The sequence below is a fragment of the Halorubrum sp. LN27 genome (genome assembly GCF_016635065.1).
GTDB lineage: Archaea > Halobacteriota > Halobacteria > Halobacteriales > Haloferacaceae > Halorubrum > Halorubrum salipaludis.
In genome coordinates this window covers 2030638-2056924 of the sequence record NZ_JAEPET010000001.1, presented here as the reverse complement: position 1 = coordinate 2056924, position 26287 = coordinate 2030638, and the positions used below count along the sequence as shown (strand labels likewise).

Annotated in this window: 26 protein-coding genes; 9 read left to right on the top strand and 17 right to left on the bottom strand. The window is 72.0% G+C overall.

Annotated features, from left to right (window positions below; genetic code table 11):
• Positions 1 to 41: 41 nt before the first annotated feature.
• From hemA to JIN95_RS09995, 6 genes are all read right to left on the bottom strand, one after another.
• A complete protein-coding gene (gene hemA, locus JIN95_RS10020) occupies positions 42 to 1385 on the bottom strand; it encodes a glutamyl-tRNA reductase (RefSeq protein ID WP_200531353.1) in 1344 nt (447 codons plus the stop codon).
• On the bottom strand, positions 1382 to 2101 hold the full coding sequence (locus JIN95_RS10015) for an NAD(P)-dependent oxidoreductase (RefSeq protein ID WP_095637696.1): 720 nt from the start codon (positions 2099 to 2101) through the stop codon (positions 1382 to 1384). Before JIN95_RS10015 ends, hemA begins: the two co-directional genes overlap by 4 nt.
• Positions 2098 to 3183, bottom strand: coding sequence for an Lrp/AsnC family transcriptional regulator (locus JIN95_RS10010; protein ID WP_200531352.1), 1086 nt, complete (start codon positions 3181 to 3183; stop codon positions 2098 to 2100). The genes JIN95_RS10015 and JIN95_RS10010 overlap by 4 nt, the downstream gene beginning before the upstream one ends.
• A gap of 91 nt (positions 3184 to 3274) precedes the next feature.
• Positions 3275 to 3742 carry a hypothetical protein gene (locus JIN95_RS10005; protein ID WP_095637694.1) on the bottom strand — a complete coding sequence of 156 codons (468 nt, stop codon included), beginning with the start codon at positions 3740 to 3742 and terminating at the stop codon, positions 3275 to 3277.
• 12 nt (positions 3743 to 3754) lie between these two features.
• Positions 3755 to 4153 (bottom strand): 30S ribosomal protein S6e, encoded by a 399-nt coding sequence (locus tag JIN95_RS10000; protein WP_095637693.1) that lies wholly within the window; start codon positions 4151 to 4153, stop codon positions 3755 to 3757.
• A gap of 94 nt (positions 4154 to 4247) precedes the next feature.
• On the bottom strand, positions 4248 to 4961 hold the full coding sequence (locus JIN95_RS09995; protein ID WP_095637692.1) for a lipoate--protein ligase family protein: 714 nt from the start codon (positions 4959 to 4961) through the stop codon (positions 4248 to 4250).
• A gap of 127 nt (positions 4962 to 5088) precedes the next feature.
• Here JIN95_RS09995 and JIN95_RS09990 point away from each other — a divergent pair, with 127 nt between their 5' ends.
• The 3 genes from JIN95_RS09990 to JIN95_RS09980 all read left to right on the top strand — a co-directional run bounded on the left by JIN95_RS09990 (position 5089) and on the right by JIN95_RS09980 (position 8447).
• A complete protein-coding gene (locus JIN95_RS09990) occupies positions 5089 to 6768 on the top strand; it encodes a histidine kinase N-terminal 7TM domain-containing protein (protein ID WP_200531351.1) in 1680 nt (559 codons plus the stop codon).
• Positions 6769 to 6854: 86 nt separating this feature from the next.
• Positions 6855 to 7742: a hypothetical protein gene (locus tag JIN95_RS09985; protein WP_200531350.1), complete on the top strand. Its 888-nt coding sequence runs from the start codon at positions 6855 to 6857 to the stop codon at positions 7740 to 7742.
• 243 nt (positions 7743 to 7985) lie between these two features.
• Entirely contained in the window at positions 7986 to 8447 is a 462-nt protein-coding gene (locus JIN95_RS09980) for a PaaI family thioesterase (protein WP_095637689.1), read from the top strand.
• Here JIN95_RS09980 and JIN95_RS09975 read toward each other — a convergent pair.
• From JIN95_RS09975 to JIN95_RS09965, 3 genes are all read right to left on the bottom strand, one after another.
• Complete coding sequence (locus JIN95_RS09975; protein WP_200531349.1) at positions 8417 to 10411, bottom strand: molybdopterin biosynthesis protein; 1995 nt, start codon at positions 10409 to 10411, stop codon at positions 8417 to 8419. The two genes, JIN95_RS09980 and JIN95_RS09975, sit on opposite strands and share 31 nt — an antisense overlap.
• On the bottom strand, positions 10408 to 11658 hold the full coding sequence (gene glp / locus JIN95_RS09970) for a gephyrin-like molybdotransferase Glp (protein ID WP_095637687.1): 1251 nt from the start codon (positions 11656 to 11658) through the stop codon (positions 10408 to 10410). The genes JIN95_RS09975 and glp overlap by 4 nt, the downstream gene beginning before the upstream one ends.
• Before the next feature lie 63 nt (positions 11659 to 11721).
• Positions 11722 to 12645 (bottom strand): PHP domain-containing protein, encoded by a 924-nt coding sequence (locus JIN95_RS09965; RefSeq protein ID WP_200531348.1) that lies wholly within the window; start codon positions 12643 to 12645, stop codon positions 11722 to 11724.
• A gap of 81 nt (positions 12646 to 12726) precedes the next feature.
• Here JIN95_RS09965 and JIN95_RS09960 point away from each other — a divergent pair, with 81 nt between their 5' ends.
• Together JIN95_RS09960 and JIN95_RS09955 are read left to right on the top strand one after the other, a co-directional pair.
• A complete protein-coding gene (locus JIN95_RS09960) occupies positions 12727 to 13251 on the top strand; it encodes a nucleoside deaminase (RefSeq protein WP_200531347.1) in 525 nt (174 codons plus the stop codon).
• A 25-nt stretch (positions 13252 to 13276) separates the two neighbouring features.
• On the top strand, positions 13277 to 14293 hold the full coding sequence (locus tag JIN95_RS09955) for a carbohydrate kinase family protein (RefSeq protein ID WP_200531346.1): 1017 nt from the start codon (positions 13277 to 13279) through the stop codon (positions 14291 to 14293).
• 67 nt (positions 14294 to 14360) lie between these two features.
• Here the strand turns inward: JIN95_RS09955 and JIN95_RS09950 are convergent, their stop codons facing one another.
• A complete protein-coding gene (locus tag JIN95_RS09950) occupies positions 14361 to 15188 on the bottom strand; it encodes a BtpA/SgcQ family protein (RefSeq protein ID WP_200531345.1) in 828 nt (275 codons plus the stop codon).
• A 130-nt stretch (positions 15189 to 15318) separates the two neighbouring features.
• On the opposite strand from JIN95_RS09950, the gene JIN95_RS09945 reads away from it, so the two are divergent.
• A complete protein-coding gene (locus JIN95_RS09945; RefSeq protein WP_200531344.1) occupies positions 15319 to 15765 on the top strand; it encodes a hypothetical protein in 447 nt (148 codons plus the stop codon).
• A 67-nt stretch (positions 15766 to 15832) separates the two neighbouring features.
• Here the strand turns inward: JIN95_RS09945 and JIN95_RS09940 are convergent, their stop codons facing one another.
• A complete protein-coding gene (locus tag JIN95_RS09940; RefSeq protein WP_198951568.1) occupies positions 15833 to 15994 on the bottom strand; it encodes a hypothetical protein in 162 nt (53 codons plus the stop codon).
• 140 nt (positions 15995 to 16134) lie between these two features.
• Between JIN95_RS09940 and JIN95_RS09935 the strand changes: the two genes are divergently transcribed.
• The 3 genes from JIN95_RS09935 (at position 16135) to JIN95_RS09925 (ending at position 19474) form a co-directional block, all read left to right on the top strand.
• Positions 16135 to 17235 carry an NADH:flavin oxidoreductase/NADH oxidase gene (locus JIN95_RS09935; protein ID WP_200531343.1) on the top strand — a complete coding sequence of 367 codons (1101 nt, stop codon included), beginning with the start codon at positions 16135 to 16137 and terminating at the stop codon, positions 17233 to 17235.
• 92 nt (positions 17236 to 17327) lie between these two features.
• A complete protein-coding gene (locus JIN95_RS09930; RefSeq protein WP_200531342.1) occupies positions 17328 to 18545 on the top strand; it encodes a GNAT family N-acetyltransferase in 1218 nt (405 codons plus the stop codon).
• A 56-nt stretch (positions 18546 to 18601) separates the two neighbouring features.
• Positions 18602 to 19474, top strand: coding sequence for a hypothetical protein (locus JIN95_RS09925; protein ID WP_200531341.1), 873 nt, complete (start codon positions 18602 to 18604; stop codon positions 19472 to 19474).
• A 63-nt stretch (positions 19475 to 19537) separates the two neighbouring features.
• Here the strand turns inward: JIN95_RS09925 and JIN95_RS09920 are convergent, their stop codons facing one another.
• The 6 genes from JIN95_RS09920 to JIN95_RS09895 all read right to left on the bottom strand — a co-directional run bounded on the left by JIN95_RS09920 (position 19538) and on the right by JIN95_RS09895 (position 26222).
• Positions 19538 to 20764, bottom strand: coding sequence for an ABC transporter substrate-binding protein (locus JIN95_RS09920; RefSeq protein WP_095637679.1), 1227 nt, complete (start codon positions 20762 to 20764; stop codon positions 19538 to 19540).
• A 68-nt stretch (positions 20765 to 20832) separates the two neighbouring features.
• Positions 20833 to 21582, bottom strand: a complete 750-nt coding sequence (locus tag JIN95_RS09915) for a sugar phosphate isomerase/epimerase (protein WP_095637678.1) — start codon at positions 21580 to 21582, stop codon at positions 20833 to 20835.
• A gap of 634 nt (positions 21583 to 22216) precedes the next feature.
• Positions 22217 to 23287: a methionine synthase gene (locus JIN95_RS09910; protein ID WP_200531340.1), complete on the bottom strand. Its 1071-nt coding sequence runs from the start codon at positions 23285 to 23287 to the stop codon at positions 22217 to 22219.
• On the bottom strand, positions 23287 to 24297 hold the full coding sequence (locus JIN95_RS09905) for a 5-methyltetrahydropteroyltriglutamate--homocysteine methyltransferase (RefSeq protein WP_200531339.1): 1011 nt from the start codon (positions 24295 to 24297) through the stop codon (positions 23287 to 23289). Before JIN95_RS09905 ends, JIN95_RS09910 begins: the two co-directional genes overlap by 1 nt.
• A gap of 99 nt (positions 24298 to 24396) precedes the next feature.
• Complete coding sequence (locus JIN95_RS09900) at positions 24397 to 24990, bottom strand: HemK2/MTQ2 family protein methyltransferase (RefSeq protein ID WP_095637385.1); 594 nt, start codon at positions 24988 to 24990, stop codon at positions 24397 to 24399.
• Positions 24987 to 26222 (bottom strand): mechanosensitive ion channel family protein, encoded by a 1236-nt coding sequence (locus JIN95_RS09895; RefSeq protein ID WP_200531338.1) that lies wholly within the window; start codon positions 26220 to 26222, stop codon positions 24987 to 24989. Before JIN95_RS09895 ends, JIN95_RS09900 begins: the two co-directional genes overlap by 4 nt.
• Positions 26223 to 26287: the final 65 nt, after the last annotated feature.

The window sequence follows — 26287 nt, the reverse complement described above, 5'->3', positions numbered from 1 at the left end:
CGTCGCTGCCGCTCACCGGTCTAAAAACCTCTCAAACGGAGTCAGTCGTCGAGCTCTTCGGTGACCGAGTCGGGCGCGCCGTCGACGTCGGCCGAGGGCGCGTCGCGTCCGGAGTCGCTCGCCCCCGGGCCGTCCGGCAGCGTGTCGAACTCGGGGTCGAACAGCTGGAGCGCGGTGCGGATCGTCTCCCAGTCGTCCTCGCCGGCCGCGTCGCGGAGCGACCGGGTCGGTGCCGCGAGCAGCTGCCCGACCAGCGCGTCCGCCAGGTCCTCGACGGTCTCGCGCTGCTCGTCTGTTAGCTCACCCTGCGCCTCCAGCTTCGAGACGGCCCGGTCGACCTCGCGGGCCTTCACGCGGTCGGCGCCGGCGTACATCGCCGAGATGGCGTCGTCGGCGCGCTTGCGCTTGTACGCCTGCAGGATGCGGTCGAGCTCCTCGTCGATGATCGCCTCGACCTCCCGCGCCTCCGCCTCCCGGCTCTCGCGGGTCTTCCGGGTCACGTCCTCTAACGCGTCGATGTCGTACAGCGTGACCCCGTCGCGGTCGGCGAGCGCGGGGTCCACGTCCCGCGGCTGCGCGATGTCGATACAGACGAGCCGGTCGGCGCCAGTCACGTGCGTCGACCGGATCACCGGGTCCGGGCTCCCGGTCGCCGCGATCACGAGGTCGGCGTCCGGGACCACGGTCGAGAGCTCGGCGAGCGGCACCGCCTCGGCGGGGGTGTCGACCTCCTCGGCGACGAACGCCGCGTTCGGCACCGTCCGGTTGGCCACGACGATCTCCGAGACCGCGGTGTCGTCGAGCGTCCGCGCCGCGAGCGTCCCCATCTCGCCGGCGCCGACCACGACAGCGGAGCCGTCGGTGAGGTCGATCTCGCCGGCGGCCAGCCGCACCGCGGCCGAGCCGAGCGAGACGACCCCCTCGTTGATCGAGGTCTCGTTGCGCGCCCGCTCGCCGACGTGGAGCGCCTTCGTCACCGCGTCCTTCAGCACGGGACCGATTCCCCCCGCGGACTTCGACTCCTCGTACGCCTCACGGAGCTGCCCGATGATCTGGTCCTCGCCGAGCACGAGCGACTCGAGCCCCGAGGCGACTCGCATCAGGTGTTCCAGGCTCTCCTCGTGGTCGAGTCGGCGGACCGCGCCGCCGCGGACCTCGGGGGCGAACGACTCTAACGCGACCGACCCGTCCACGGTCCGGTCGGTGACGACGTACGCCTCCGAGCGGTTGCAGGTCTGGAGGGCGAACGCCTCCTCAACCCCGTCGCGCGCGAGCAGGTCCGAGACGGTGGCGCGGACGCCGTCGCCGCCCGCGGCCTCGATCTCGTCGACCGTTGCCCGGGAGTGGGCGACGCTCACGCCCGAAATAGCGCCCGTCTCCTTCATCTGGTGAGTACCTCCTCGATCACGGAATCCGCCTCTTGCCGACCGTAGGATTCCCCCTTTTGTAAAGCCTTCCAAACCCCCTCGGATCGCACGACTCGGCGGATCGCTTCCCGGCGCCTCTCGGGGGCGACGCCCCGGTCTTTGAGCTCCTCCCGGAGCGTCCCCGACAGCTCCGCCATCGCGCCGGCGCCGTCGATCTCCGCCTCGATCCGCTCGCGGAGCGCCTTCGCGAGCGCCGGGCTCGCCCCGCCCGTCGAGAGCGCCACGCTGACCGGGTCGTCCTCGACCGTCGCCGGGACGACGACGCTCCGCGCCCCCCGACCGCCGGACCGGTCCGCGGCCGACACGTCGGTCCGGTTGACGAGGGCGCCCGCGTCGAGCGCCGCCGCCTCGGCCGCCGCGTTGACCGCCGCGTCGTCGGTGGCGGCGACGACGAGCGCGGGGTCGACCCGGTCGATCCAGTCGCGGACGGCCTCGGGGTCCGGCGCGGCGCGGGCCAGCTCCACCGACCCAGAATCCGCCTCCGCCGACCCGGTATCCGTCTCCGCCGATTCGGTACCTCCCTCGCCGAGACCGATCAGCCGTTCGTCGAACGCGGGGCTCACGACGACGACCCGCGCCTCGTCGGCGAACCGGGACGCCTTCCGCGAGCCGACGGCGCCGCCGCCGAACACCAGCACCGTCTCGCCGGTGAGGTCGTGATACAGGGGGATCACGCGGTGTTGCTGTCCGCGCGGTCGGCGATGCGGATCCCCGTCTTCTTCAGGATCCGGGTCGAGAACAGCGTGTCCCAGTCGTCCGCGCCGACCGCCCAGTACTCGTCCATCAGCTCCTTCACCTCCGCGATCCGGCGCTCGCTTTCGGCCTCCGTCCGCCCGTGCGTCATCGCGAAGAAGTTGTACTCCCAGACGCCCTCGTGGCGGGGGCGCTGGTAGCAGTGCGTGACGAAGTCCAGGGACGCGACCGCCGGGCCGACCTCGTCGAGGGCCTCCTCGGGCACGTCCCAGACGGTCATCCCGTTCTCGGTGTAGCCGAGCGCGTAGTGGTTCGGGATGACGCCGACGCGGCGCACCTTCCCCTCCGCGTCGAACCGCTTGATCGTCTCGATCACCCACTCGGTGTCGGCGCCGATCGCCGCCGCCACGTCGGCGTACGGCGTCTCGGTGACCGGGAGTCCGCCCTGGATCTCGACGACGAGGTCGCGCTCCTCGGGCGTGAGCGTCGACCGGTCGCTCGGCGAGACGGCGGGACCGAGATCCGACAGGTCCACGTCGCCGTCGGGGACCGGGCCGTCGACGAGGAACTTCGCACCGACGTGGAACTCGCGGACCTTCGGGAGGTTGTACGTCTCCTGGCCCGTCGCGGCCTCGATCTCCGCGAGCACCTCGTCGACCCGGTCGCCGCCGTCCTTGTCCGGGTCCGGGTGGTCGGCGACGCTCACCACGAACCACATGTTAAGGTGCGGGTGTTCGCGCTCGTAGTTGTGCGCCACCGCGGTGAACTCGTTGACGGTCTCCGCGACCTCTTCGTACCGGTCCTCGGGGGCGTGCATGGCCACGAGCGACGCCACCCCGCCGATCTCCTCGGCGTTGACGAGCGCCCCGAACCGGGATAAGATTCCCTCCTCGTCGAGCTCGCGCACGCGCTCGCACAGCTCCGGGCCGGTCACGTCGACCCCGTGCTCGCGGAGCGCGGCCGCGGCCGGTTCGAAGGGGCGCTCGGTCACCGGGAATCCGCCCTGGAAGGCGTTGATGATCCCGCGGTCGAGCGCCGTCAGATCCGCGTCGACCTCTTGCATACGCCGGGATCGGGTCCGCGCGAGAATAAGCGATCCGGCCTGCGCGTCGCCGGCGACGTCGGCGGGTCGAACCGGGACGACCCGCCCGAACTCAGCCGTCGAGGTCCCGGGCGATGTCCGACAGTGACGACCGGGGACCGCGGGTCGCGTCGTACACGGTCCGCTCGCCCGGGATCCGGAGCCCGTACTGCTCGCCGGGAACGACGACGTCGAGGACGACGGGGTCGCCCGGCTCCCGCCCGTTCTCGGCGAGCCACTCGGCGAGGCGATTTGCCCCCTCACCGGGCTCGCGCGCGAGCCGCCGGTTGTCGAACGCGCCCCGGATCAGTCGCCCGTCGCTGTCGCTCCGCACCGGTGCGTGGTACTCCTCGCGGTCGACCGCGACGCGAACGATGTCGCCGGCGGCGAGCGACAGCGACTCGCAGCGCCCGGACTCGACGCGCCCGTCGAGCTCGTCGTCGTTCGGGATCCGGACGCAGGGACGGCGAGTGCCGCCGCTCCGGGCGAGCGAGACGCGGATCGAGGCGATGTCCTCGTCGTCGGAGGGGACGCGAGGCATCGAAACGGGGCGTTACTCCTCGTCGGCGTCGTCGTCGGCCTCGCCGAGCGCCGCGGCGACATCGTCGCCCTCGACGACCGAGACGTTGATCTGGGCCACGTCGTCGTCGATCTCGCGGCCGCGGACGGTGATGCGCTTGCGCTCGCCTTCGCGGGACGGCTTGAAGCCGACGCCGCCCTCTAAGAGGAGCTCCTTCAGGCGGGTTCCGGAGACGTCCTCGCGCATCGGGCGGCCAGTCTCGTCGGAGCCGCCCGTGATCGCGATCGTGTGCTCGGAGAGCCCGACGGCGTCGCCGCCGATCTCGTCGCCGATCTCTCGACCGAGGAACCGGTTCGCGTCCTGTCCGTCGACCTCTTGCTGGAACGTCTCGCCGGTGTCGGGGTCGGCGATGACGACTTTGAATTCGGCCATGGGCGAACCGAGACCCCCGCGAATAAAAAGCACGTCGAAAGCGCGATCCGGCCGCGCTCCGTCCGTGGACCCCGTCGCGGACGGCGCCCGCGGATCAGTCGTCGCCGTCGATCCTGTCGATTCGAGGGTTGTGGTCGCCCCACGGGCCGTCGACGAACGCGTCTTCCAGCGCCCGAGCGACGGGATTCGGCCTCGACGGACCGCCGGCCGCGGCGACGCTTCCGACCGTCTCCGGATCGAACGGGACTCCGAGCGCGCCGTACACCGCCGCGGTGGCGTCCGCGACCGCGTGCGCGTCGCCCGGCGTCACGACCAGACAGCCGGCCACGAGCGCCGCGTCCCCGCGGACCCGCTGGGCGATCCCCGCGATCTTGCCGCCGCCAGCGACACGGACCGAGTGATCGCCCGGGCAGAACGACTCGGGCGGTTCGCCGCGCGACACCGCCGCGCCGAGCCCGCGCAGCGCGTCGACGACAGTCTCCGTCGCGCGCTCGTACCGCTCCGCGATCGACCCGGAGTCCCGCCCGTCGCCGAGCGGGACGGCGTGCGCGAACGCGAGCGTGTCGCCCGGATACGCGACGGCGCGGCCCCCCACGTCGCGTTCGATCGGATCGAACCCCCGCTCGGCGGCGATCCGCTTCGCCCGTTCGAAGCCGGTCTCCCGAGTGTCGCGGCGGCCGAAGGCGATCTGTCGGGGCGGCGCCCACACTCGGATCCCCGGCGTTCCGTCGGCCGCGCCCGCGAGCAGCGCCGCCGTGTGCTCCCGGTCCGCTTCGGGACGGGGGTCGCGACCCCTAACCACGCGCATATCGGCGAAAGGGGACCGTCGGACAAGCCGCTTGCGACGCGCGGCAGACGCGCGTCATCCCGGTTCGGGGGCGTCGCGAGCGCGTGACACAAAGGTTTTGCCGACCCTCTGACTGTGTCTGGTAACGATGAGCGATCTCGGCGCGCTGCCGGTGCAGGCGTACCTCGCAGCCTGCCTGCTGGCCGGGGTCATCGGACTGGGGCTCGGGTACGTCGCGTGGACCGACCGGGAGGAACCAGGCGGCACCGAGGTCGCGCTCTACCTGCTCTGTGGCGGCGGCATCTCGCTTCTGTACGCGGTGAGAGTCGCCAGCGCGAGCGAGCTGGCGATGGTCGTCGCGCTCAACCTTTCCACCCCGCTCGTCGCCGCGGTCCCCGGGATCTGGATGGCGTTCGTCCTTGCGTTCTCGGGTCACGACCGGTGGCGCACCGAGAATCGGACCGTCGCGCTCGCGGCCCCGCCGTTCGTCTGGGTGCTGGCCGCCTGGTCGAGCGGGACGCACGGGCTCTCGCGACGCGCCCTGACCGCGGTCGTCGAGGGCCCGTTCACGCTGCTCTCGTTCGAACTCGGGATCGCGGACGTGGCGTTCGTGCTGTACGCCTACGGACTGTGTATCGCCGGCGTCCTCGTCGTCGTCGACCTGTACCGTCGGACCGGGAACCGTTACCGGCTCCAGACGTTCGTGATCCTGCTCGGGACCCTGTTTCCGTTCCTGGGCGGGATCGTCACGGTCGTCGACGTGGGGAGCTACGCGAACCTCGCGTGGTTCCCGACAGGGCTCGTGGTCCACGGTGTCTTCCTGTACGGGACCGTCTTCTGGCTCGGGACGCTCGACGCCGCGGTCGTCGCCCGAGACACCGCCGTCGAGGTGATGCAGGACCCCGTGATCGTCGCCGGCTCCGATGGTCGGATTCGAGACCTCAACCCCGCGGCAGAGGAGCTCTTGCCCCCGGAAGCGGTCGAATCGTCGCTCTCGGACGTGTTCCCCCGCCTGGAGGTCGGCGTCGAACACCCGATCACGATCGGCGGACGCCAGTTCGACATCCAGGAGGACCCGATCACGGACCCCCGCGGGACCGACCGCGGCCACGTGTTCCTGCTCCGCGACGTGACCGAACGCGAGCGTCGCCAGGCGGAGCTGGAGCGCCGCGAGGCGGAGCTGGAGCGGCAGAACGAGCGGTTGGAGGACTTCGCGGGCGTCGTCTCCCACGACCTCCGGAACCCGCTCGCGGCCGCGACCGCGGCGGTGGAGTTGGCTCGCCACGGCGGCGGAGACAACGAGGACGCGCTCGACCGCGCCGCGAACGCCCACGAGCGGATGGACGACCTGATCGAGGGGCTGCTGTCGCTGGCGACCGCCGGGAAGTCCGTCGACGAGGTCGACCGCGTCTCGCTCGACGGGACCGCCAGACGCGTCTGGTCGCGGCTCGAGACCGCGGACGCGACGCTGACGGTCGAGGGACCCGACGCGCCGGCCTTGGCCGACGGCGATCGGCTCGAACAGCTCCTCTCAAACCTGTTCCGCAACGCGATCGAACACGCCGGCGACGACGTGGCGGTTCGGGTCGAGATCGAGCGCCGGGAAGACGGTATCGCGCTCGCGGTCGCCGACGACGGCCCGGGCGTCCCGGCGGACCAGCGCTCGGAGGTGACCGAGCGAGGCGTCTCCCTCGGCGGCGGGACCGGTCTCGGCCTCGCCATCGTCGGGGACATCGCCGAAGCGCACGGGTGGGAGCTCACCGTCGAGGAGTCGGCGTCCGGCGGCGCGCGCTTCGTGATCTCCGGGATCGAACCCGCGGACGACTGATCCGGCGGTCGGGTCCGACGCGGGGACCGACAGCGACGCTCGGCGGCCGACGCCCACTTGCCCGTCCGCCCCTACGTGACGATCCGATGACCGTCACGCTTCCGCCGTCGGTGCTCGACCGCTACCGGCGGTTCTCGCGGTTCAACTCCCCGTATCCGGCGCACGACGACGGGTGCGCGATCGACCTCTACCCGGACGGCGAAACGGGCGTCTCGCCCGTCGCCGGCGTCGTCCGCGAGACGCGGACCGTCGGCTGTCCGGACCGACCGTACGCCGCCGACGAGGACCACCTGATCGTCGTCGAACTGGACGATGACTGGTGTCGGCGGACGGGCGCGGCGACCGGAACGCTCGCGCGGATCCTTCACGTGATCCCGGAGGTGTCGCCGGGCGAGCACGTCGCGGTCGGGGACGCGCTCGGCCCGCTGACCAGGTCCGGTTTCTTCGGACGGTGGGTCGACGACCACGTCCACCTCGGGTTCAGGCCGCCGGGAGCGAACGCGCTCCGGGCGAGCGGGTCGCTCCCGGTCGACGTCGACGTGCCGGTCGAGCCCGTGCAGTGGGACGGGACCGGCGCTGTCGTCGAACGCGGGCCAACGCACGTCGTCCTCGACGCGCCGAACCACCCGTCTCCCGGTCTGCGGTTCGCGGCGCTCGCGAGCGACGACGGCGTCCCACTCGACGGCGGGCTGGCGCACTACGCCGGCGGCGGCGCGTTCGACGCGCTCCCGGACGGGACGGCGCTGTCGCTGTGGGGGACACGCGTGGGCGTCGCGCGGGGCCGAGGGGTCGCGTGGAAACCGCTCGACGTGCTCGCGAACGGCGAGCGGGTGACGGGGTTGTCGCTGTTCGCGGACAGGGACGGGGCGGTCGGCGCGAAGCTCGTCTGTCCGGACAGACCGTTCGCGCTCGGCGAGACCGTGTCGCTCGCGCTCGCGCCGAGCGACGACCCGATCCGGCTCGGCGTCGGGTGAGTCGGGGGACCTACGGCTGGCGACCGCCGTGGCGAACAGCCGGCGCGCTCGCTCCGCCGCGGCGGTGCGCCGGGCTCCCGCCTCGGCCGCCGCGGGCGACGCGTCAGGTCACGGGACGGATGGCGCGGTATCGCGGATAAGGCGTCGGACGGGACGTGCTCGTCTCGGTTCGAGCGTCTCCAACCTCGCAGCCGTTGTTGCGAGTTCCGAGGGCTACAAGCGGGGGGACGCCGACGGTGGCGTATGGACCGGAGCGAGGTCGAGGCGATGGAGCCGCTCCCGGCGGCGGCGGTCGAGCTCGTCGAGCGGCGGATCGAGGAGGAGCACGGCTACCTCTCGTGGCTGAACACGTCGGTCGACGTCGTCGAGCGCGGTCGGGTCGTCCTCTCGATCCCGTTCGACGACAAGCTGACGAACAGCGACGGCGGCACCATCCACGGGGGCGTCGCCGCGACGCTCGTCGACACCGCGGGCGGGATCGCCCAGCGCACCGCCTTCGAGGATCCGCTCTCGGGCGGCGTCGCGACGGTGAACCTCAACGCGAACTACCTCCGTCCGGCGACCGGCGACCTCCGGGCGGAGGCGACGGTCGTCAGGTCGGGCGGATCGATCGGCGTCAGCGACATGACGGTCACCAGCTCGACGAACGGCGACGCCGCCGAGGTCGTCGTCGGTCAGGGATCGTTCCGGCTGTTCCGCGAGTAGCCCGCGAGGCCCTCGAAGCGGTCGGCGGGGTCGTCCAGCGCGTCCGCGAGCTCCGTGACCGCGTCCCGTTCGACCCGGTCGGGCGCGGCGCGGACGGAGACCCGCTGTTCGCCCAGCGGAACGAACCCGCAGCCGAGCCGCTCCGCCGTCTCGCGGAGCCCGAGTCCGGCGTCGGCGTCGCCGCCCAGCACCTTCCTGACCGGGCTCTCGAACGCCCGGACCGTCAGCCCGTAGCCGTCGATCCGGTCGGTGAGATCCCGGCGCGACGCGTCGCGGTCGGCCGCGAGGCCGTCGAGCGCGTCGTCGAGGCTCCGTCGGAGCCCCGAGTCGGTCGGTCGGTTGACGAACCGCAGGTCGCCGTCGACGAGGTCGGCGATCCCCGTCACGCCCTCGGGGTTGCCGTCGGGGACGACCAGCCCCCACTCGCGGGTCCACCCGCCGAGCTCGACGGCGTCGACCTCGCGGTCGGTCGGGCCCGCGACGACCGCCACGTCCGGCACGCCGTCGCGGAGCCGCCGGAGCCCCTCGCGGGAGCCGACCGGGAGGTATCGGGGCGATCCGAGGCGGTCGAGCAGGCGGTTGAGCGCCGGGTCGTCCTCGCCGACGCCGAGCAGGGTCGGCGGGCGTACGTCGGGCGAGAACAGCTGCACCGAGACGCGCTCGCCGCGGTCGAGGTACTCGGTCTCCGGGTCGACCGCGACGACGCCGTCGGCCTCGACGAGGCTCGTCGTCGCGCCCGACCCCTTGTCGACCGGGTAGACGAGGGGGAGATCGCCGTCGTTCAGGTCGAGCAACCCCACCGGCATCAGCCGCATCCGCCCCTCGCCGTATCGCTCGCCGACGGCCATCCGCCCCTCGACGGTCGCCGTCGCGGGCTCGGGCTGGCCGGCCGCCTCCCGGATCGCGGGCGCGACGAACGTCCGGAAGATCGTGAGCGCGGAGACGGGGTAGCCGGGGAGGCCGACGTAGGCGGACTCGCCGGCGGGGGAGTCGGCGGCGTCGCTGCCGCCGCTCGCACCCTCACCGCCGCGGTCGAGCCGCCCGATCAGCATCGGCTTCCCGGGCTTGACCGCGACGCCGTGGAGCAGGAGATCGCCGCGCTCCTCGATCACGCGGTAGATCACGTCGACCGCGCTCGCCGAGGTCGACCCGGACGAGAGCACGAGGTCGCACTCGTCGGCCGCGCGCCGGAGCAGCCGCTCCATCTCATCGTAGTCGTCGCCGGCGTGCGGGTAGAGGACCGGCTCGCCGCCCGCCTCCTCGACGCCCGCCGCGATCGTCGTCGAGTTCACGTCGTAGATCTCGCCGCGCGAGGGGTCCAGGTCCTCCCCGGGACGCACCAGCTCGTCGCCGGTGGAGACGATCCCGACGCGGGGTGTCCCCGCGACGGGGACCTCGTCGACGCCGAGCGCCGACAGCAGCCCGATCTCGCGGGGCGTCAGCCGCGTTCCGGGACCGAGCGCGCGGGCGCCCGCGGCGATGTCGGCGCCAGCGCTCATCACGTGGTCGCCCGGCGCGACCGCGGTCCGGATCGCGATCCGGTCGGGATCGGATGCGGCGTCGCCCGGTCCGCCCTCCCCGCCAAGCTCCTCCGTCCGTTCGACCATCACCACGGCGTCGGCGCCGTCCGGCATCACAGCCCCGGTGGAGATCTCCGCGCAGGTCCCGGGCTCGACGGTGACCTCGGGCGCCGCGCCCGCGTGGACCGCGCCGACGAGGTCGAGCTCGACCGGGTCGGCCTCGTCGGCGCCGAAGGTGTCGCGGGCGCGGACCGCGTACCCGTCCATCGAGGCGCGGTCGAACCCCGGCACGTCGATCGCGGCGTCGACCCGCTCCGCGAGGACCCGGCCGCGGGCGTCCTCCAAGGGGACCGCCTCCGGCGCCGGTGAGAGGTCGAGCGAGTCGATCGCCTCGCGGGCGGCCTCGGGCGTCGCGAGGTCGCGGAACTCCTTGCGGTCGCTCATGGGCTCGCCTCCCACAGCTCCACGTCGACGACCTCGCCCGCGTCGAGCCCCTCGCGCGGCTCGGGGACTACGACCCAGCCGTCCGCGAGCGCGACGCTCGACAGGATCCCGGAACCGCTGGCGCGGGTCGGCGTGGCGGCGGGGAGGGCCGGCTCGCCGTCGTCACCGCCTCCGTCTGTTTCCTCCACCGAAACCCGCGCGAACGTCCGCGTGCCGGGCTCGCTCGGTACCTTCCGGGCGAGCCGCGCGCGCCGCGTCGGGAACGGGTCCGCGGTCGTCCCCCCGACGCGCTTCTGGACGGGGCGGAGGAACTGCGCGGCGTTGACGATGCAGGCGACCGGGTAGCCGGGCAGCGAGACGACCGGCGTGTCGTCGGCGACGCCGAGACACACCGGGTGCCCCGGCTTCAGCGCGACCCCGTGAACGAGCACCTCGCCGATCGAGTCGACCACCTCCGGGAGCAGGTCGCGCTCGCCCACCGAGGATCCCCCGGTGGTGACGACCACGTCGGCGTCGAGGTCCCCCTCGATCGCGGCCGCGAGCGCGTCCTCGTCGTCGGTGACCACGTCGCGGTAGCGGGCCTCTCCGCCCCACCGCTCGACCAGCCGCGAGACCGTCAGCCCGTTCGTCTCGATCACCTCGCCGGGGCCGGGGTCGGACTGCACCAGCTCCTCGCCGGTCGGGATCACGGCGACCGTTGGGGGCTCGTAGACGGGGACCGCGTCGAGCCCGACCGACTTCAGGAGGCCGAGGTCGGAGGGCCGGAGGACGTGCCCGGCCTCGAAGAGGCGCTGGCCGTCCGCCACGTCCTCGCCGGCCTCGCCGACGTTCTCGCCCTCGGCGACCGCGTCGAACGCCTCCACCTCCGCCCCGACCTCCTCCACCCGCTCGATCATCACGACCGCGTCGGCGCCCTCGGGGACGGCGCTGCCCGTGTGGACCCGCGCGGCCTCGCCCGGGGCGATCGCGTCGGCCTCGGTGCCGGCGGCGCGGAGCACGGCCGGCGACCGGTCGGACGCGCCGAAGGTGTCCTCGGCGCGGACCGCGTACCCGTCCATCGCCGCGCGGTCGTAGCTCGGGACCGGCGCCGGCGCGTCGATCGGCTCGGCGACGACCCGCCCGTCCGCGTCGGCGACCGGCGCCGGTTCGGTCCGCCCGTGGGGGGCGGCCGCGTCGAGCAGCGTCGCCAGCGCCTCCGCGACGCGGGTCCGCCGCTTGAATCCGGCCTCGCGTCTGTCGTGGCTCATGGGCGGTCGTTTCGGGCCCGCGGGCAAAAACCCGTCTCCGGCGGGCTGATACGGAGGCCTCGATCAGGTCACCCACGAGAGGACGCGCGCGGCGCGGTGCGCGCCCTGCGAGACCGCGACCCTGACGGTCGAGACCGCCTCGGCGACCCCGCGGCGCGCGGCGCTCGCGCTCCGCACCGCGCCGGTCCGCGCGTAGTACCCCGACTTGCGGCCGGCCGCGCCGACGTAGTGTCTCGCCGCCATCCGGATCGGCGCGCGGCGGCCGTCGACCCGCGTGGTTCCGTTCCGGATCGCGTCGAGCACGTCGTCGGCCGTGACCGCCTCGACCGACTCGCGATCCGGAATCTCGACCTCGGTGAACGCGCGCCCGACGTACTCGAGCTGGTGCGCGTCGCTCGCGGCGACCCCCGGATAGCCGTGCTCGGCCGCGAACCGCCGCGCGCGGCGGTTGCGGTAGCCGGTGAACAGCCACGCGTTGAACACCTCGATCGCGTCGACCTCGGGGATCTCGGATCGCTCTCCTCCCCCGGCGCTCGCCTCTCCTCCCTCGGCGTTCGCCTTCACGTCCCCGTCCCTGTCCCCGTCTCCGTCCCCATCTGCCGAGCCCGGAACCGGGATGTTCCGCTCGCGGACCCCGTGGCGCGACCGCTGGAAGGGGTGGGGGACGATCGCGACGCCGCCCTGCTCGTGGATCCACGCCACCGTCTCGTCGTAGGGGCGCCGGCGCGGCGGCATGCGCTCGACGCCGATCGCGAGCAGGTGGCCGTGCGCGGTCGACACCTCGACGCCGGGGATACCGATCAGGCCGTACTCGTCGGCCATCTCCGCCGCGCGCTTCGACTCGCCGATCACGTCGTGGTCGGTGATCACCACCGCGTCGAGCCCGATCTCCGCGGCGTGTTCCAGGATGAGCTCCACCGGCTCGTGGCCGTCGTAGCTGTCGTCCGAGTGGACGTGGGGATCGATGCTGACGGTGACGCGGGACACGGCCGAGATAGCGCCGGGAGACATATAAACGCGACCGCCTCGGGGACGAAGGGTTACGTGCCCGGGGGCGAACACGGGAGTATGAGCGATCCGGGGGCGGACGGCGAAAGCGACCAGACCGATCCGGGGGCCGACGGCGAAAGCGACCAGACCGACCGCGAGTACGTCGACAGGGCGATCGCGCTCGCCGAGAAGGCCGTCGAGATGGGCAACACACCGTTCGGCGCGCTGCTCGTCCTCGACGGCGAGATCGTCGCCGAGGGCCACAACGAGACGCTGACCGAGGACGACCTCGCCGCCCACCCGGAGATGACCCTCGCGCGGTGGGCCGGCCGCGAGCTCGACCCGGACGAGCGCGCCCGCTGCACGATGTACGCCAGCACCGAGCCGTGTCCGATGTGCGCGACCGGGATCCACTACGCCGGGATCGGGCGGGTCGTCTTCGGGGTCGCGGGCGAGACGCTCGACGCGCTCACCGGCGACGTGGTGACGATCCCCTGCGACGAGGTGATCCGCCGGGCCGACGGCGACACCGAGGTCGAGGGCCCGATCGCCGAGGCGGCCGCGATGGAGCTCCACGAGTCGGTGTACGGGGGCGAAGCGTGAGCGGGAGCGGGCGGTCGCGGCGTCAATGACGGGCCCGCCTCCGATCCTCGCGGTCGGCGCCGCGGTGATCGACGAGTGGTACGCCGTCAGCAACCTCCCGGAGCCGGACGGCGGCGCGTTCGCGAGCGAGGTGACGACCGCGTTCGGCGGCGTCGGCGCCAACGTCTGCGTCGCGCTCGACCGGCTCGGGCGCGACGCGGGGCTCGTGAGCCGCGTCGGCGACGACGAGTACGGCCGACGGGCGCGGGAGTACCTCGCGGACACCGGCGTCGACGCCTCGCGCGTCGCGGTCGGCGACGACCCCTCGACCCGGTCGGTGATCCTCAGCGACCCCGAGGGGGAGCGCGCCATCGTCACCGCGGGCGAGAGCTTCCGGCGCCTCCGACTGAGCGAGGCGGACCGCGAGGCGCTCGCCGCGGCCGAGACCGTCTTCCTCACCGGGTACACGCCCGACGCGGTCTCGCGCGCGGCCCTCGACGCGGTCGAGTCGGCCGCCGACCCGCCCGCGCTCGCTTTCGACCTCTCCGGCTCGGTCGAGGAGCTCGTCGGCCGGGGGACCGAGCCGGAGACGGTCCACCGGCTGCTCCACGCCGCGGACCTGTTCGTCGCCGACGCCGTGGCGGCCGCGGCCTACTTCGGCGGCCCGGACGCGGCGGTCGAGCGCGTCGCGGCCGCACAGCGGGGCCGTGGGGCCGGTCGTCGCTCCGCGTCGCTCGGGGACGGGTGGCCCCGCGCGGTCCTCACCCACGGCGCCGACGGGATGACGGTCGTCGCCGACGGCGAGGTCACCGCGTTCGACGCGTTCGAGGTCGACGTGGTCGACGCGACCGGCGCCGGCGACTCGTTTGTCGCCGGGCTGATCGATCGGTGGCTCGCCGAGAGCGGCGGTGGCGGGGACGCTCGCCCCGAGCGCACCGGCATCGCGGGCGGAGTCCGGTTCGCGGCCGCGGTCGCCGCGATCAACTGCACCTCCCGATTCGCGCAGCCGGGGCTCCCGAGCCGAGACGAGGTGGAGGCGTTCCTCGCGGCGCGGAGGATCTGAGCGCCTTCTAGGCCGCCGTCACCAGCGCTTCACCGCATTACCAGCGCTTCACCGCATTACCAGCGCTTCACCGCGCCTCGTCCGCCCGCGCGACGACCTCCGCCACCCGGTCGGCGTCGACCGGCGCGGTCGTCTCGCCGCCCTCCTTGAGCGCGGTGCCGACGATCGCGCCGTCGGCGAGCGAGAGCACGTCGCCGACCGTGTCGGCCCGGACGCCGCTCCCGACGAGGACCGGGGTGTCGAGCCCGTGCGCGTCGCGGTCGGCGACGACCGCCTCGAGCGCTTCGAGGTCCATCGCCTCGCCCGTTCCGCGTCCGGAGGCGATCACGGCGTCGGCGAGCCCGCGCTCGGCGGTGTCGGCGAACGACTCCGCGGTGTACCCCTCCGCCGAGAGCGGCGCGGAGTGTTTCACGTCCGTGTCGGCGAACACGCCGACGTCGACGCCGAGCCGGTCGCGGAGCCGGAGCGTCTCGTGGGCCTTCCCCTGCACGACGCCCTGGTCCGTGACCCGGGCGCCGGTGTGGACGTTCACCCGGACGTAGTCGGCGCCGACCGCGGCGGCGACCGACAGGGCCGCCTCCGCGTCGTTGCGGAGGACGTTGATCCCGAGCGGGAGGTCGCTCTCGGCCGCGATCGCCGTCGCGGCGCGGGTGACGCTCGCGACGACGTGTTTCGGCGCGTCGTCCGGGTAGAAGGGGGCGTCCCCGAAGTTCTCGACCATGATCCCGTCGACGCCGCCGCGGTCGAGCGCGCGGGCGTCGGCGGCGGCCCGGTCGAGCGCGTCGCGCATCGCGGCCGCGCCGTCGTCCGGCGCCTTCGGCGCCCCGGGGAGGGGCGGGAGGTGTACCATGCCGATCACGGGCGCGTCGGTGCCGAACGTGGCCTCGAAGTCCATGTTACCGACCGAACGCCGCCTCGGCGGATAAGTCTCCCCACACGGGCGTCGCGTCCTCCCCTCCCGGACGCTGCGCGGGTGCATCCTCCCCCATCGTTTACCCGCTCGGACGCGAACGGGCGACCGAGCCATGGGTATCGACGTCGACGATCCGGACGACCGAACCGGCGAGGTGACGCTCGTCCTCTCGCTCGGGGCCGCCCGGCGGCTTGACGACCCGGAGGCGGCGTTCGCGGACGCGCGGGAGTGGAGCCGGCACGTCGGGATCGTCGCCAACGACGCGGACGCGGTCGAGCGGTTCGTCGGCGAGACCGGGGTCGAGAACGACTACGCGCTCCGGAACTGGGACAAGTGGGGGACGCTCGGCGACGTCCACGAGGAGAGCGACGCCCCGCGGGCGGTGTTCGTCGGGACCTCCGCCGCGAACCGGCGCGTCGCGACCCACGTCGGCTTCGAGTACGTGCCGATCGACGAGGCGGCGGCGAAGGCGGACTGGGTGCTCTCCGAGTCGGAGCGATCGAGCGATCGGGGGGTCGTCGGTCGGCTGTGGCGGGCGGTGCGAGAGCGACTCGACTGACCGGCGACGGAGCTGCGAGAGAAAGAGTGGAGGGGGAGAGACGAAGAAAGACGGAAACGACGGTTCGCTATCGTTCCAGCTCGACCGTCAGATCGGTCGCGATCCACGCGTCCGTGTTCCCTTCCTCGGTGAAGACGGTGCGTTCGGGCGAACAGCGGCTGGCCTCGACCCGCGGCCGTGCGTCCGACGGCCCCTCGACCTCTCGTTCGATCCGGTCCCCGGCTGTCATTACCGATGCGTCGGAGGTGCGGGTGGTTATAGGTTTCGGTCGGCCTAAACCGCCGGGAAACCGCTCCGGACCGTTTCGGCGGCGGCGAGACGGGCGGGGGATCGGATCCCATTACTCCGTGGGGGTCGTCGGAGAAGTCGATGACGGACTCGCTTTTCACGCCGTACACGCTGCGCGACACCGAGTTCCGCAACCGCGTGATGCTGTCGCCGATGTGCCAGTACTCCGCGGACGACGGGTTCGCGAACGACTGGCACCGGGTCCACCTCGGCTCCCGCGCCGCCGGCGGGGCCGGAGTCGTGATGACCGAGGCGACCGCGGTCGAGCCCCGCGGCCGCATCACGCCCGGGTGTCTGGGGATCTGGTCCGACGAGCACGCCGAGGCGATCGAGCCGATCGTCGAGTTCGTCAAATCGCAGGGCGCGACGCCGGGGATACAGCTCGCCCACGCCGGCCGGAAGGGCTCACACCGGGTCCCCGCCGAGGGCGGCGACCCGATCCCAGCCGACGCCGAAGACGGGTGGGAGACGGTCTCGGCGACCGACGCGCCGTACCCGGACCGGGGGGCCGACGAGGACGAGCTGGCGGCGACCCGCCGGCTGGACGGGGACGGGATCGACGAGGTGGTCGACGCGTTCGCGGCCGCCGCGGAGCGCTCGCTCGAGGTCGGCTTCGAGGTCGCCGAGGTCCACGCGGCCCACGGCTACCTGCTCCACCAGTTCCTCTCGCCGGTCACCAACGACCGCGACGACGAGTACGGCGGGAGCTTCGAGAACCGCACCCGCCTCGTCCGCGAGGTCGTCGAGGCCGTCCGCGAGGTCTGGCCCGACGATCAGCCCGTCTTCGTCCGCATCTCCGCGACCGACTGGCTCCCCGACCGCGACTCGTGGGACGTCGACGACTCCGTGCGGCTGGCTCCCCTGCTCGCCGAGGCCGGCGCCGACCTGATCGACGTCTCCGGCGGCGGGATCCACCCGGCCCAGCAGCTCCCGGGCACCGGGCCGGGGTATCAGGTCCCCTACGCCGAGGCGATCCGCGAGGGGACCGACGTGCCGGTCGCGACGGTCGGCGGGATCACGGAGCCGACCCACGCGGACGCCCTGATCCGGAACGGGCGGGCCGACCTCGTCGCGCTCGGCCGCGAGCTGCTCCGGCACCCGTACTGGCCGCTGGAGGCCGCCCACGAGCTCGGCGCCGAGGTCGAGTGGCCGGTGCAGTACCGGCGCGGGAAGTTCGACTGAGCGGCGTCGGCGCGGGCGGGACGGTCGGATCCGACTGAGACCCCCTCGCACGCTCCGGGAAGACTTATTCCGCTCCCGCGACCCGACCGCACATGGAGTACCGAGAGTTCCCCGACGAGCGCGGCGACGAGTTCGACGCGTTCATGCGGTACGCCTTTTCGCCCGCCGAAGGCCCGTACGACCCCGAGGAGGCGGACGAACAGGACACCATCGCCGACACCCGAGGGCTGTTCGACGGCGACAAGCCGGTCGCGGTCTGCGCGCACCACTACTTCTCCCTGCGGATCCGCGGCGCGGACCGCGAGGTCGCCGGGCTCTCCGCCGTCGCGTCCCCGCCGGAGCACCGCCGGCAGGGGAACGTCGGGCGCATGCTCCGGGAGTCGCTGGCGGAGTACCGCGATCGGGGCGTCCACGTCTCGACGCTGTGGCCCTTCGAGTACCCGTTCTACGCCAGTTACGGGTGGGCGACCGCTAGCCGCTACCGCTACCTCACCGCGCCGCCGGAGCAGCTCGGGTTCGTCGACGACCTCGTCGCGACCGGGGGCGACGCGGCCGGACGCTTCCGTCAGCTCGGCGAGGACGACTACGAGGCCGTGAAGCCGGTGCTTTCGGCGATGGCCGACCGCTACGACCTGACGATGGACTGGACCGAGGAGTGGTGGCGCGAGCGGACCCTCCAGGGCTGGAAGACCGACCCGTTCGTCTACGGCTGGGAGCGCGACGGAGAGCTCCGCGGGCTGTGCGCGTACAGCTTCGACGACGAGCCGGACGACGCGGACGGCACCGTGATGCGCGTCACCGACGTCGCCGTCGCGGACGACGAGGCGTGGTTCCAGCTGCTGCGGTTCTGCCGCAACCACGACTCGCAGGTCGCCGAGGTCCGGATCCGCGCCCCGCCGGACGCGCCCCTGCTCGACCTCGTCGAGGACCCCCGTGCCGTCGACTGCGAGGTCCGGACCGGGCCGATGGTCCGCCTCGTCGACGTCGCCGCCGCCCTCGAGGCGCTCGATCCGGACCCCGAGGTCGAGACCGCGTTCTCGCTCGCCGTCGACGACCCCCTCGTCGAGCCGAACGACTCCGTCTTCCGCGTGGCCGCCGCGGACGGGGGCGTCTCGGTCCAGCCGCTCGACGCCGAGCCCGAGGGCGCGGACGCCGCGGTCGACGTCGGCGCCCTCTCGCAGCTGTACGTCGGGTACCGGTCGGTCGACGAGGTCGCACGGGGAGACGGACTCGACGTCGGCTCCGCGACCGCCGCCGACCTCCGCGCGCTGTTCCCGCCGCGGACGACGCACCTGCGCGAGGGGTTCTGAGGCCTCTCCGACGGGGCCGGCCGGGCTTTTTATCCGCGGACCGCCTACGACGCGGCATGAGTTCCCGCGACGACCGACGCGACGACGACCTCGAAGAGCGGCTCGACGAGCTCGAGGACGTGCTGAGCGAGCTCCGCCGCGACCTCCGCGAGACCGAGCGGGACCGCCGCGGCCCCCCGCGCCCGCCCCGGCTCTCCGAGCTCGTTCGGTTCACGGAGCAGTACACCATCCCGACCGTGATCGCCCTCCTCGAAACGACGATCAAGTCGCTCGAACTGGTGCAGGGGACGCTCCGGCTCGCCGACCCCGGCCGGGGCCTCGACGAGGGGGGGTTGGCGACCGACCGCCTCGGCGACGTGCGGGACGGCGCGAGCGCCGGGCTGTCGCGGTCGCTCTCGGAGCTCCGGACCGCCCTCTCGGAGGCCGATCTCCCTGAGGAGGCCGCCTCGCGGTCGATCATCGAGGACGCGCGCGACCTCACCGCCGAGATCGAAGCGCGGATCGAGGAGGGCCGCCGCGAGGCCGACGCCGCGCGGCGCGGGCGCCGCGATCGAGACGGACGGAATGAGGTCACGCCCGCCGACGAAGTGAGCGACGACCGCGACGACCGCGACGATCACAGCGACGACCGCAACGATCACGGCGACCGCGGCGTCAGGATCGACGTGACCGATCCGAACCCGGACGACGACGACGGGTCCGGCGAGACCGACGAGGACGACGACCCCGCGCCCGAGGTCGACGTCGAGTCGGAGCTGGAGTCGATAAAGCGGCGGCTCGACGACGAGCGGCGCGCCGAAAGCGCGGCCGACACGGACGGGGAGAGCGAGGGCGTCAGCGGGGGAACCGGGAGCGGTGAGGGCGACGGGGACGCCGACGAGGACGCGGACAACGGTGGAGGGACCGAGGGCGACGGGAGTCGCGAGTAGCGGAGTCGTGAGGGACGAGACAGTGAGGGACGAGACAGCGAGGACCGGAGCGCCGGCGCGCCCTCAGAACTCCCCGTTGACGATGTCGGCGACGCGCTCGCGGTCGAACAGCTCCTCGTCGACGCCGTACACCTGCTCGGCCGCCCGCTCGGTGAGGACGAGGTTCGTGATCGGTCCCTGATACAGCGGGCCGCCGCGGTAGACGTCGCCGTTCTCGACCGCGGTCAGGCTGCTCGCGACGGAGTGGTCCTCCATGAAGGAGACGACCGTGTCGCGGAACTCCGCCGCCGTCTTGTTCTCGTTGCCGCGGAGCAGCAGCACGTCGGGATCGATTTCGAGCAACAGCTCGTAGTCGACCTGGCCGCGGTCCGCGTGGAAGTCCTTGACGTCGGTCGTCGCGAACGCGTCTTCGACACCCAGGTCGCGCCACTGCTTGAAGCTCGTGCCCTCGTCGATGAGGTACGGGGAGAACGACTCCGGCTCGTCGATCGGCTGCGGCCACATGATCGCCACCGACGGGCGCTCCTCCTCCGGGGGGACGATCCCGTCGATCTCCGCCCGGAACTCCTCGTGGAGGGCCTCGAACGCGTCGTAGCGCTCCTCCTCTTGGAAGACCTCCGAGAGCTTCTCGAACGCCTCGTACAGCGTGGGGTACTCGTAGTCGTGCCACTCGTACCCCCGAGAGAAGATGCTGTTGGCGAAGAAGGGGGCGCCTGCGGACTCGATCTGGTCGATGTCGTCCTGCTCCCAGTTGCTCGTCCGGCCGAGCAGGAAGTTCGGGTCCATCGCGAAGAAGTCGACGCGCTCGGCGAGCGACAGGAAGTCCTCCACGTCGAGCTCGCTCTCCCAGAGCGACTGCATGTCGCTCTTGTCGACGCTCACGCCCGGAATCTCGTCGTAGAGCTGCGTGTGGTAGCGCCCCGTGAGGTAGACGGCCTCCGGCGGTCGCTGGCCGAGGGCGACCCCCATGTCCGCCCAGCTCCCGTTGTTGGCGGCCCACGTCTCGGGCACGGCGTCGAACGTGACCTCGCCAACGGACGACAGCGACACCGTGTAGGACTCGTCGGTCGTCGATTCCTCCGAGTCCTCCTCTCCCTCGGACGGCTCCTCCTCGGTGGACGCCGTGCCGGCTTCGCCGTCGGCTCCCCCGTCGCCGTCGGTCTCGCCGCCGCCGTCCCCGTCTCCGCCGCCGGTACAGCCGGCGAGGAGGGCGGCACCGAGCGCCGAGCCGCCGTACGCGAGGTAGTTCCGTCGAGTCAGCTCCGATCGCCGTGTCGGGTCGGTCGCCATACGATTTAGGCTAGCCTAAATACTTTTAGCCCTTTCGAATCTTTGGTCGGCCTAAAACAAGGGCCACTTCAGAACGACGCTCCCAGCCGGTCGGCGACGCGCTCGGCCGAGTCGAGGAGCAGCGTCTCGTCGTCGGTGAACACCTCCAGCGCGACGGTGCCGTCGAAGTCGTCGAGTTCGGACTCGACGAGCCCGTAGTCGACCTCGCCGGCGCCGACCGGGAGGTGGGTGTCGCCGCGGCGGCGGGCGTCGTGGCAGTGGAGATGCGAGATCAGGTCGCCATGGCTCCGGAGGAATCGCTTTATCGCCTTGTTGTCGCCCTCCATGTACGCGTGTCCGAGGTCGAAGCAGATCGGGGTGTCCGTCTCCCGCGCGAGGTCGCCGAGGACGGACAGCTGGAGCCCTGCATGCTGGTGGCCGACATTCTCGACGACGACCTCGACGCCCGCCTCGCGGCCGGCGTCGGCGATCCGGCGGAGCTGGTCGGCGGCGACCTCGCGGAACTCGATGTCGTCGCGGTCGGCGGAGGTCGCGTGGAGGACGGCCTTCTCCGCGCCCAGCTCGCCGGCCGCGTTTAAAAGCCGGCGCTGGTAGTCGACGATGGCGTCGTTGACCTCGGGGACGTACGTCGCCAGCCGTTGGCTGTACGGAAGGTGGACGAGCAGGTCGCGCCCCGCGAGCGCGTCGGTCAGCCGCCCCCGGTCGATCTCGCCGGGCACGAGGGTCGGCTCGCCGACCCCGAGCTCGCAGAAGTCGAACCGCGCGGGCGACGCCGCGAGCCGGTCGAGGTCGTCGCCGACGGTGAGGCCGATGTCCATGTCGGCGGTGGGTGCGGCGGGTTTGTATAACTAGTGTCGCCGTGATCGTGGCGTCGCTGCGATCCGCTTGATCGCTCTAGGTATCCCGATCGCTCAGTACAGGTACTGTAGTAATTGATATCGGGAGTAGGTCTTGCAGATCGATAGCGGCGATCCGGTATTTAAACATCCAAGAGCGACGGCGACGACCACTTATAAAACAACGCGGTGGCGCGTGCCTCTGAGTGGCCGCCACTGGCGGCCGCGAGGAGCACGCGCGAGGGAGTCGGCGGCGACTAACGGGAGCCGCCGACGAGGCTGGGGAGGCGTGAGGCTGCGGTCTGCGGTTGGGTGGGACTCAAAGGGGCAGTCGCAAGGGCAGCTTAGGCGACGCTAAGCACCGCAGTGAAGGAGCGACAGCGACTGAACGAGGCGCGCAGCGAGCGTAAGCTGCCCTTGCGACTGGGCTTTGGAAGTCTTCACCGCAAATACATCGATCACTCATGAATATCCGACAGCACCACTATCATCCGACTTATAAACAACCACTCCACTACCGTACGAGACTCACTCCTGCTCCCGATCAAGAAGCAGGCGCGTCCTCACGGCTGTCTCAGTAGAGATTATCTGAAAATATAACGACAACAGCGCCGACTCAGTCGTCGAGCGGGTTCTCGACGTCGATCTCGCCGGAGTCGATCTCGGCTTCGATCTCCCTGACCGCGGTGACCATGTTCTCGGTCTTCCCGTACGCGATCTCGCGCGGGAGCAGCTTCAGCCCGCAGTCGGGCGAGATCGTGAGCTTCTCCGGCGGGACGACGCGGAGGCCCTGCCGGATGTTCTCCTTGATCTCCTCGACCGGCTCCACCTCGGCGGTGTGGGCGTCGACGACGCCGAGCGCGAGGTCGGGCTCGAACGATGGGTCGGTGAACGTCGGGATCTGCTCGAAGTCGCCGTTACACAGCTCCACGTCGAACTCGTCGATCGGGTAGTCGTTGATCTCGGGGTAGATCCGCGAGTAGTCGCCGTAACAGACGTGGAGGCCGATCCGGACCTCCTCGTCGATGCCCGACACGATGCGTTCGAGGGCCTCGCCGACGATGGCGTGGTCCTCCGGCGTCGTCGCCAGCGCGGGCTCGTCGATCTGGATGTAGCGCGCGCCGGCCTCGACGAGCTTCTCGACCTCCTCGTTGACGAGGTCCGCGAGGTCGTAGACGAGCTCCTCGGTCGAGGGGTACGCCTCGTTGAACGCCCAGAACCCGAGCGTGTACGGCCCCGTAATCGGGACCTTGACGGGGCGCTCCGAGACGTCAGAGGTGAACTCGAACTCGTCGACCAGCCACGGCTCGTCGTATTCGACCTCCTCGACGACGGACGGCTTGTCGAAGTAGTTGTGGCCCCACACCTTCACGGGCCCGTTGAACTCGTAGCCGTCGATGCGGTCGGCGAAGAACTCGACCATCTCGTTGCGGCGCATTTCGCCGTCGACGACCGTGTCGAGCCCGGCGCGCTCGTGCTCGTGGGTGATCAGCCGACAGGCGTCGTCGTGGGCCTCCTCCAGGTCCGATTCGTCGAACTTCGAGTCGGGGTCCGCGACGAGCTCGTCGGCGCGGTTGAGCCACTTCGGCTTCGGGTACGAGCCGACGACGGTCGTGAGCAGGAACGCGTCGTTCGGGTGGTCGTGCGGGCGGAACTGTTCGCGGTTGGCTTCGGGGTTTCGGGCCATTAGTCGAGCACCTCCGCGGCGGCGGCAAGGGCGTTCAGCTTCGCGCGGTACTTGTTGGTCGGCAGGTAGAACAGCTCGGTGTTCGGCGTCAGGTACGTCCGGTCGAACGCCTCGTTCGGGACCTGCGACTCGAACCACTCGACGCGCTCAGCGACCGTCTCCGGCTCCTCGACGAGCGTGTTCTGTCCGTCGACGAGCCCGAGCGAGAGCGAGTCGGTCGCGCCGAACTCCTGGACGTTGTAGACGGTGTCGTCGCGGTCGCCGGCGACGAGGTCGAGACCGAGCGCGTCGGCGCCCGCCTCGTCGACGAGGTGGGCGTACAGCTTCTCGCCGAGCGCGCCGTACGAGGTCTGGACGACCACGTCGGCGTCGGTCGCGTCGGCGACCGCCGCGATCGCGTCGGTCGCGGCCGACTCCTCGCCCTCCGCGGGCGGGCTCGTCACCAGCGACGGCTCCAGCAGGAACAGCGTCTCGTGGGCCGGGAACGCCTCGACCTCGCCCGCGAGGAACTCGGCGATCACGGCCTGGAACTCCGCCTCGTCGCCGTAGTGCTCGTCGCTCGCGAGCTCGGCGAGCGAGTACGGGCCCGGAAGCGTCGCGGCGAGGTCGGCGTCGCCGGCCTCGCCGGCGAGCAGGTCGGTCGCGCGCTCCAGCTCGCGCGCCACGTCGCCGGAGAAGTCGAGGTCGTCGACGACCCGCGGGTCGCGGTAGAAGTTGTTGTTGTCGTAGTACCGCACGATCCCGCCGGTCTCGACGCTGTCGTGGACCGTGAGCGGGTGCGCGATCATGTCGTCCCAGCGCCCCTGCCCCTCGGTGATCAGATCGAGGCCGGCGTCGAGCTGGTCGTCGACGTACTCGGCGCGCACCTCGGCGTACTCCTCGACGATCGCCTCGCTCTCGTCGCCGCTCAGGAGGTCACCCTTCTGGTGGCCCTTGAGGTCGGAGAGCGTCTCCTTCGCCCAGTCCGGGAGCGGGTACAACCCCGGCGTGGCCGCGACTCGTTCAGTCATCACCGACCGTTCGATATGCCGCCGTATAATATTTGCTAATGCATTTTATGTTTTATAGTAATACAACATCGGTCGATGCGGCCGAAGGAGAGTGCTCCCTCACTCCCGGCGCAGCGCCACCACCGTGAGCGTCTCGAACGGGAACGACTCCTCGACGACCGGCTCGGCCGCGAACCCGGCGTCCTCCGCGAGGGCGAGCACCTCGTCGTACCCCGTCAGCGACGAGACCAGGAGCAGGACCACGCCGCCGGGCGCGAGGACGCGCCCCACGTCGTCGAGGAACGGCTCGATGAGCTCGCGGCCGGACTCGCCGCCCGAGAGCGCGTGCTCCATCCAGTCGTCCCACTCGTTGTCCGGGTCGGTCGGGAGGTACGGCGGGTTGAAGCACACGGTGTCGAACGCGTCCGCCCGGAACGGCGAGAGGAGGTCGGCGACGACCCCCTCGACGCCGCGCTCGCGGGCCTGTCGCGCCGCGTGGGGGTTGAGGTCGCTGCCGACCACGTCGAGCCCCCGCTCCTCGGCGACCTGCTGGGCGACCCACCCCGACCCCGTGCCGACCTCCAGCACCCGCCCGTGCGCTTCTTCGAGGGCCGCCTCCGCGAGCAGCCCTGAGTCCTCGGCCGGCTGGTAGACGACGGCGTCGTCGAGGCCGCGCCGCTCCGCGAGATCGGTCTCGGCGTCGTCTCCGGTCATCGGTCGGACTCCCCCGAGCCGTCAGCGTTCGACGCCGAGCCGTCGCCCCCGCCGTTCGACTCCGACTCCGCGGTCCCGCCCGTCGACCGGGACCCGCCGCGCGTCGCCGACCGGCCCTCGACCGACGCGTCCAACTGCGGCCCGGAGCTGCCCTCGGCCCGCGCGGAGAGCGTCTGCTGCGGGAACGGAATGACGATCCCCTCGTCTTCGAGCGCCGCCTTGATCGCGTTCATCGCGGCGGTCTGGGTGCGCCAGCGCTTGCGCATGCTGGGGTTCCGGATCCAGTAGCGGAGCCCTAACACGACCGCCGAGTCGGCGAACCGCTTCGTCACGGCGTTCGGCTCGGGCATCGCGGCCACGTCCTCGACCCCGGCGACGGTCTCCTCGATCACCGCCGCCGCGCGCTCGATATCGGCGTCGTAGTCGACGCCGACCTCGATCTCGATCCGCAGCCGGTTCCGCCGCGACCGGTCGATTATCGACCCCGACCGGACCGTGTCGTTCGGGAGCGTGATCACCTCGCCGTCGAACGACCGGAGGCGGGTGCTCATGATCGAGATCTCCGTGACGGTCCCCTCGTGGTCGCCGACCTCGACCCAGTCGCCCACCTCGAACGGGCGGGAGAACATCAGCACGAAGCCGGCGAGGATCGCTCCGAGCGTCTGGCGGGCCGCCATCCCGACCACGATCCCGAGGAAGCCGGCCCCGACGAGGAGCCCGCCGACGTTGTCGGTGAACAGCCCCACGACGACCAAGATTGCGAAGGTGTACACCGATATCTGGGTGAGCCGCCGGATCACCTCCTCCTGGTGGTCGGACAGCGCCGCGCTCTCGGCGGAGATCTCGCGGATGACCCCGCCGAGGAAGTCCGTGACCGCGTAGGCGCTCGCTAAGATCACCACCGCGAACACGACGTTCGACAGCTGGTCGGCGATCGCCGCCGACTCGTAGGCGTCGAGGAGCGCGCCGCTCCGGTCCCACACCGCGAGCAGCGAGAGCGCGCCGACCGCGGTGGCCCCGGCGACAGCCATCGACAGCAGGAGCCGCCGCTTCGAGGTGAGCTCCCCGTTCCGCCGCTTCGCCCACCCGGTGAGGAGCCGGACGCCGAGCACGGCGGCGACAATCAGCGCGGAGACCGCGACGCGCTCGACGTTCCCCGTCACGGCTCCGTAGAGATCGCTGAACGGCCCGGGAAGGGCGGTCGCGTTCTGCGCGAGGAGGGAGGCGATCACGGCTCCCCTCCGTCGGCGACCGCCGCGGCGCCCCGCACGGTCACGGTCCGAAACCGCCGCCGCGT

What these genes read in the sequence shown, in the direction of transcription:
- hemA (WP_200531353.1), bottom strand. Translation starts at nt 1,385, where the DNA reads ATGAAGGAGACGGGCGCTATTTCGGGCGTGAGCGTCGCCCACTCCCGG.
- JIN95_RS10010 (WP_200531352.1), bottom strand. Translation starts at nt 3,183, where the DNA reads ATGCAAGAGGTCGACGCGGATCTGACGGCGCTCGACCGCGGGATCATC.
- JIN95_RS10005 (WP_095637694.1), bottom strand. Translation starts at nt 3,742, where the DNA reads ATGCCTCGCGTCCCCTCCGACGACGAGGACATCGCCTCGATCCGCGTC.
- JIN95_RS10000 (WP_095637693.1), bottom strand. Translation starts at nt 4,153, where the DNA reads ATGGCCGAATTCAAAGTCGTCATCGCCGACCCCGACACCGGCGAGACG.
- JIN95_RS09995 (WP_095637692.1), bottom strand. Translation starts at nt 4,961, where the DNA reads ATGCGCGTGGTTAGGGGTCGCGACCCCCGTCCCGAAGCGGACCGGGAG.
- JIN95_RS09990 (WP_200531351.1), top strand. Translation starts at nt 5,089, where the DNA reads ATGAGCGATCTCGGCGCGCTGCCGGTGCAGGCGTACCTCGCAGCCTGC.
- JIN95_RS09985 (WP_200531350.1), top strand. Translation starts at nt 6,855, where the DNA reads ATGACCGTCACGCTTCCGCCGTCGGTGCTCGACCGCTACCGGCGGTTC.
- JIN95_RS09980 (WP_095637689.1), top strand. Translation starts at nt 7,986, where the DNA reads ATGGACCGGAGCGAGGTCGAGGCGATGGAGCCGCTCCCGGCGGCGGCG.
- JIN95_RS09975 (WP_200531349.1), bottom strand. Translation starts at nt 10,411, where the DNA reads ATGAGCGACCGCAAGGAGTTCCGCGACCTCGCGACGCCCGAGGCCGCC.
- glp (WP_095637687.1), bottom strand. Translation starts at nt 11,658, where the DNA reads ATGAGCCACGACAGACGCGAGGCCGGATTCAAGCGGCGGACCCGCGTC.
- JIN95_RS09960 (WP_200531347.1), top strand. Translation starts at nt 12,727, where the DNA reads ATGAGCGATCCGGGGGCGGACGGCGAAAGCGACCAGACCGATCCGGGG.
- JIN95_RS09955 (WP_200531346.1), top strand. Translation starts at nt 13,277, where the DNA reads ATGACGGGCCCGCCTCCGATCCTCGCGGTCGGCGCCGCGGTGATCGAC.
- JIN95_RS09950 (WP_200531345.1), bottom strand. Translation starts at nt 15,188, where the DNA reads ATGGACTTCGAGGCCACGTTCGGCACCGACGCGCCCGTGATCGGCATG.
- JIN95_RS09945 (WP_200531344.1), top strand. Translation starts at nt 15,319, where the DNA reads ATGGGTATCGACGTCGACGATCCGGACGACCGAACCGGCGAGGTGACG.
- JIN95_RS09940 (WP_198951568.1), bottom strand. Translation starts at nt 15,994, where the DNA reads ATGACAGCCGGGGACCGGATCGAACGAGAGGTCGAGGGGCCGTCGGAC.
- JIN95_RS09935 (WP_200531343.1), top strand. Translation starts at nt 16,135, where the DNA reads ATGACGGACTCGCTTTTCACGCCGTACACGCTGCGCGACACCGAGTTC.
- JIN95_RS09930 (WP_200531342.1), top strand. Translation starts at nt 17,328, where the DNA reads ATGGAGTACCGAGAGTTCCCCGACGAGCGCGGCGACGAGTTCGACGCG.
- JIN95_RS09925 (WP_200531341.1), top strand. Translation starts at nt 18,602, where the DNA reads ATGAGTTCCCGCGACGACCGACGCGACGACGACCTCGAAGAGCGGCTC.
- JIN95_RS09920 (WP_095637679.1), bottom strand. Translation starts at nt 20,764, where the DNA reads ATGGCGACCGACCCGACACGGCGATCGGAGCTGACTCGACGGAACTAC.
- JIN95_RS09915 (WP_095637678.1), bottom strand. Translation starts at nt 21,582, where the DNA reads ATGGACATCGGCCTCACCGTCGGCGACGACCTCGACCGGCTCGCGGCG.
- JIN95_RS09910 (WP_200531340.1), bottom strand. Translation starts at nt 23,287, where the DNA reads ATGGCCCGAAACCCCGAAGCCAACCGCGAACAGTTCCGCCCGCACGAC.
- JIN95_RS09905 (WP_200531339.1), bottom strand. Translation starts at nt 24,297, where the DNA reads ATGACTGAACGAGTCGCGGCCACGCCGGGGTTGTACCCGCTCCCGGAC.
- JIN95_RS09900 (WP_095637385.1), bottom strand. Translation starts at nt 24,990, where the DNA reads ATGACCGGAGACGACGCCGAGACCGATCTCGCGGAGCGGCGCGGCCTC.